This is a genomic window from Lawsonibacter sp. (assembly GCF_022777125.1).
Classification (GTDB): domain Bacteria; phylum Bacillota; class Clostridia; order Oscillospirales; family Oscillospiraceae; genus Lawsonibacter_A; species Lawsonibacter_A hominis.
On the sequence record NZ_JALFGV010000149.1, the window covers coordinates 1 to 5,098 of the forward strand.

Sequence of the window (5,098 nt, forward strand, 5' to 3'; positions counted from 1 at the left end):
CATTCTGAACGACGCCCTGCACAGCGCCAGGGGCCGCAAGGTCCTGTTCGTGCTCCAGCAGCTGCTGGCGATGGTGTTCCTGGTGCTGGTGTTCGTATTCAGCTTCCCGGCGCTGGAGATCGCCAGCAAATCCGTCACCACCAACACGCACATCAATAACGCCATCATTTACTCCATCATCCCCATCTCCTGCGTCATCATGTTTTTCGGCCATCTGGCCAAGATTGTCCGCCAGTTTGCCTCCGCTGAGTATGTGGCCATCGTGGACGAGGACCGCCAGGAGGGGAAACCGGAACGCAAAGAGGAGGACGGCGACAAATGAATTCGATTCTCGTATTTCTGGTGGTATTGGTCGTTCTGCTGCTCATCGGCGCGCCCGTGGCCACCTCCTTCGGCCTGAGCTCGATCGTCTATATCCTGATGCAGAGCGTCCCCCTCTCCATTGTGGCCCAGCGCATGATCTCATCGGTGGATTCCCTGACCATCATGTGCGTGCCTCTGTTCATCCTGGCCGGCGAGCTTATGGGCGCCGGCGGCATTGCCAAGCGCCTGGTGCGGGTCATTAATCTGATCTTCGGCAACGTTACGGGCGGCCTGGCCCTGGTCACCGTGGTGGTGTGCGCCTTCTTCGCCGCGCTGACCGGATCCGCCATGGCCTGCTCGGTCGCCATCGGCTCCATCATGCTGCCCTATATGCTGGACGCGGGCTATGACCGCAGGTTCTCCGCCGCCATCATCGCCTCCGCCGCCTGTCTGGGCCCCATCATCCCGCCCAGCACCTCCCTGATCGTCTACGGCGCCACCGCTCAGGTGTCCATCGCCAAGCTCTATCAGGCCGGCCTGCCCTCCGGCCTGATCATCGGCGCCGCTCTGGTGCTGGTGGCCCTGTGGGGCTGCCGCAGGCACGGCTACAAGGGCCTGCCCAAGACCTACGGCCTCAACGAGCTGAAGGGCTTCGAGCACATCCAGCCCGGGGACAGGCTGACCGGCAGGCAGATCCTGCGGATCGTCGTGGACGCCATTCCCGCCATCATCGCCCCCGTCATTATCCTGGGCTCCATGTTCTGCGGCATCGCCACCCCCACCGAGTCCGCCGTGGTGGCCGTGGTCTACTCCTTCATCGTGGGCGTGTTCGTCTACCGGGAGTATGAGATCCGCGACGTGATCAAAGTTCTGCGCAAGACCTGCAAGGGAACCTCCACCGTGCTCTGGATCATGTGCTGCGCGGGGCTGTTCTCCTGGGTGCTCACCTATTCCAAGATCCCCGACAAGGTGGTCGCCAGCCTGGCGCCGGTGGCCGAAACGATGGGCTCCTGGGTGGTCATGCTGCTGGTCATCGTCATCGTACTGATCATGGGGTGTTTTATGGGTACCTCCCCGATCATCCTCATCGTGGTGCCCCTGTTCCAGAGCCTGTTCGTGAAGCTGGGCTACAACATGGTGCACTGGGGCACCGTCATTTCCATCGCCTGCTGCGTAGGCATGATCACGCCGCCCTTCGGCAACGTCCTGTTTACCACCATGGCGGTCACGGACACCAAGCTGCATGAGCTGGCGGGCGCCGCGGCGCGCTATATCGTCGCCATGGTCGTGGGACTGCTGCTGATCGCATACATCCCCGCGCTGATCATGTGGGCGGTCTGATGCCGCGGCACAAAACAGGAGAGAGAAGGGAAGCAGAATGGACGTCATCGTTATGCACGCCAACAGCGAAAAAATGCCCCTGAAGATCCGGGCGTGCCATCTGGAGCAGATGCGCCGGCACGCGGATCATGTATACTACTTTAAAAACGAGGAAGAGCTGCTCGCCAGCGGCGCTGATGCGGAGGTGCTCTTCGCCTGGGGCGGAACCGGCAAGCAGCCCGAGACCTTCTGCCGGCAGTCCCGCCGCCTGAAATGGTTCAACTCCTTTTCCGCCGGGGTCAACCCGCTGATGGAATGCGGCATCAAGGACCTGGACATCATCATTACCAATGCCGCCGGCATCCATGGCAAGCCCATGGGCGTCACCACCATGGGCTATGTGATCTCCTACCTGCGCAAATTCCCGCTGATGCTGGAGAATCAGAAAAAGCACATCCGGCAGAAGCCGGATGCGCTGCCCGAAGAGCCGGAGGGGAAGACGCTGGGCATCGTGGGCGCGGGAGCCATCGGCTCCGAGGTGGCCAAGTACGCCAAGGCCCTGGGCTTCCGGGTCATCGGCGTCAAGCGCAGGGCGGTGCCGTTGGAGCACTATGACCGGGTCTATTCCAACCAAGACCTGGACCTGGCGCTGGGCCAGATGGACTTCGTGGTGATCCTGACCCCCCTGACGCAGGAGACCCGCGGCCTGTTCGACGCCGGCCGTCTCGCCGCCTGCAAGCCGGGCGCGTACCTCATCAATATTGCCCGGGGTCCGGTGGTGGAGACCGCCGCCCTGATCCAGGCGCTCCGGAGCGGGCATCTGGGCGGCTGCGCCCTGGACGCCATCGACGAGGCCGACCTCCCCGCGGACAGCCCGCTCTGGGACATGCCCAACGTATTCCTCACGCCCCAGTATTCCGCCACCAGCCCCCTGTATGTGGACCGGGCGGTGGAACAGTTCCTGGAAAACCTGGACAACTTCCGGGCCGGCCGGCCGCTGTTCAACGTGATCGACGTGGCCTCCCTGCGCTGAACGACCGGGCGCAGATCGGCCCAATGGAAAGGAGCGCCAACGACATGCCGGAATGGAACCTGGCGGGCCCGCGCTATAAGTATCCCGTCTCCAGCGCGGAGCTAGAGCGCCGCCTGTCGGCGGTACAGGCCGCCATGCGGGACAAGGGCCTGGACTGCTGCATTGCCCAGACCCAGAGCACCATTTTTGACAGCATCACCCGTTATCTGACGGATTCCGCCGCCAATCCCTACAGCACTACCCTGCTCATTCCCGCCCAGGGCGGGCTGGTCCTGATCAACCACGGGGTGGAAATGGACCCCGCGCCGATCCCTCCCACCCTGCGCAACGTGGAAAAACTCATCCGCAAGCCCTACTGCCAGCCCTTCGGCTGCACCGACGGGATGATCGGCGCCGTGCTCTCCCGTGAGATCCGCTCCCGCGGTTTTCGGCGCATCGGCGTGATCCTCCGGCAGCTGATGAGCGCGGATACGCTGGAGGGGGTCCGGGAAGGCGTACCCGGCTGCGAGCTGGTGGATTTCACGGCGGAATTCAGCCGCATCAAAGCGGTCAAAAGCCCGGAAGAGTGGGCGCTGATCGACCGCTGTCTGCGCGCCCATGAGCAGCTCATGGCCATGGTCCCGGCGCTGCTGCGGCCGGGGCGCATGGAGTATGAGGTGCTGGCCGACCTGGAGCACGCCTCCCGCTACCTGTGCTGCGACTGGCTGGGCAACGTGGCTGTGGGCTCCGCCCCCGGCGGCGGCGGCGTCCCCTTCCACCAGAACCCGGCCGCCAACCGCCGCATCGAGCGGGGAGACGGCGTCACCGTGATGATCGAGGTGTCCGGCCCCGGCGGGATCTATGGGGAGCTGGCCCGCACCTTCTGTCTGGGCGAGCCCGCCCTCGCCCTGCTGGAGCTGTATGAGACCGCCAAGGGCGCGCAGCATGCCGTGGCGGCGGCGGCCCGGCCCGGAGTCACGGGCCGGGCGCTGAACGAGGTGTTCGACGACTTTGTCACCGCCCGGGGGATCGCAAAAAACGGCCGCTTTGCAGGCCACGGCCAGGGCTACGATATGATGGAAGCCCCCGTCATCTGCCCCCAGGAGGAGATGGCGCTGGAGGAGGGCATGTTCCTGGCCATCCACCCGGAACTGATGCGGGACGGACAGTTCTCCATCTGCTGTGACAACTTCCGCGTCGCCGCCGGCGGCGCCGAACGGCTCACCCGCACAGAACAGAGGATATTTGCCCTGGAATTTTAACGACACCAAATTGAGGGGATAACATGACGAACCGAATTGATTTTGAAGCACACTATTACTTTCCCGAGCTGATGGATTATTTCTCCACCCGGACCGATTATCCCATGTATGACCGCGCGACCAAGACCTTCCGCCGCAGCGACGATTTTACCCTCCGCCATCCCTACCGTCTTATCCACCTGGAGGAGTCCCTGGACGAGCGGATCCGGATCATGGACGCCCACGGCGTCCGCATGCAGGTGCTCAGCGTCTCCTCCGGCATCGACTTTCTGTCTCCGGAGGAGAGCGTGGAATGGTGCCGGAAGGCCAACGATTACCTCTACGAGGGGATGCGGAAGTATCCCGGCCGCTTCCAGGGCTTTGCCGCCCTGCCGGTGGCGGATCTCGACGCCTCCCTTCAGGAGCTGGAGCGGTGCATGAAGGAGCTGGGCTTTCTGGGCTGGCTGGTCGATTCCAACTTCGGCGCCTCCCATATTGACGACGACTGCTACTTCCCGCTGCTGAAGAAGCTGGCGGACTATCACGGCGCGCTGTACATCCACCCCACCCAGCCCATCGACGAGCGGATGAAGGGCCTGGGCCCCCAACTGGCCGCCGCCCCCTTCGGCTTCGGCATCGACGTGTCGGTAGACCTGATGCGCATGATCTGCAAGGGCATCTTTGACCGTCTGCCCACACTGAAGGTCCTCATCGGCCATATGGGGGAAATTTTCCCCTATACCATGCGGCGCATGAATGAAAAGATCCGCGGCTACCACAGCATCGCGCCCGCCGTCAACCGGCAGCTGCCGGAATCTTACTTCCGTCACAACATCTGGGTCACCACCAGCGGCGATTTCTGCCCCAGCGCCCTGCGCTGTGCCGTGGACGTGCTGGGGCTCGACCGGATCCTGTTTGGGACCGACTACCCCTATGAGTATCCCGAGGCGGTGGACGAGTTCTTTGACGCAGTGCCGATGAGCAAAAACGACCTGGATCAGATCTTTTTCGGCAACGCTCAGGCCATTTTCCCCCAAATCTGAACACATCGCCCGGTAAAAGAGGCCGCCGGGCGGGTGGCCCCCTTCCCGTCCGATCCTTTTTTGCAGAATAACGCCCCGCGCCTTCCGAGAAGGCGCGGGGCGTCAGCCTGTCGAACAACCCTCCTGGCGAAGAGGCTCGCAGCGTTGAGTCGTCCGCAGACGACGGACGGAAAGGGATC

The 5,098-nt window shown here is 63.4% G+C and carries 5 protein-coding genes; all 5 read left to right on the plus strand.

Going from position 1 to position 5,098, the window contains the following annotated elements:
* Window positions 1-322 (plus strand): TRAP transporter small permease subunit (locus MR825_RS12270; protein ID WP_287880956.1); only part of this gene is annotated, 322 nt, incomplete at its 5' end.
* Window positions 319-1,644: a TRAP transporter large permease gene (locus MR825_RS12275; RefSeq protein WP_287880958.1), complete on the plus strand. Its 1,326-nt coding sequence runs from the start codon at window positions 319-321 to the stop codon at window positions 1,642-1,644. The genes MR825_RS12270 and MR825_RS12275, both read left to right, overlap by 4 nt.
* A gap of 37 nt (window positions 1,645-1,681) precedes the next feature.
* The gene (locus MR825_RS12280; RefSeq protein WP_287880960.1) at window positions 1,682-2,656 is read left to right on the plus strand and encodes a D-2-hydroxyacid dehydrogenase; all 975 of its coding nucleotides are present in this window, start codon (window positions 1,682-1,684) and stop codon (window positions 2,654-2,656) included.
* Window positions 2,657-2,700: 44 nt separating this feature from the next.
* A complete protein-coding gene (locus MR825_RS12285) occupies window positions 2,701-3,897 on the plus strand; it encodes a M24 family metallopeptidase (RefSeq protein WP_287880962.1) in 1,197 nt (398 codons plus the stop codon).
* Window positions 3,898-3,920: 23 nt separating this feature from the next.
* Window positions 3,921-4,919 (plus strand): amidohydrolase family protein, encoded by a 999-nt coding sequence (locus tag MR825_RS12290; protein WP_287880964.1) that lies wholly within the window; start codon window positions 3,921-3,923, stop codon window positions 4,917-4,919.
* The last annotated feature ends 179 nt before the right edge of the window (window positions 4,920-5,098 follow it).

Coding starts and splice junctions, on each gene's coding strand:
- MR825_RS12280 (WP_287880960.1), top strand. CDS start 1,682: ATGGACGTCATCGTTATGCACGCCAACAGCGAAAAAATGCCCCTGAAG.
- MR825_RS12290 (WP_287880964.1), top strand. CDS start 3,921: ATGACGAACCGAATTGATTTTGAAGCACACTATTACTTTCCCGAGCTG.
- MR825_RS12275 (WP_287880958.1), top strand. CDS start 319: ATGAATTCGATTCTCGTATTTCTGGTGGTATTGGTCGTTCTGCTGCTC.
- MR825_RS12285 (WP_287880962.1), top strand. CDS start 2,701: ATGCCGGAATGGAACCTGGCGGGCCCGCGCTATAAGTATCCCGTCTCC.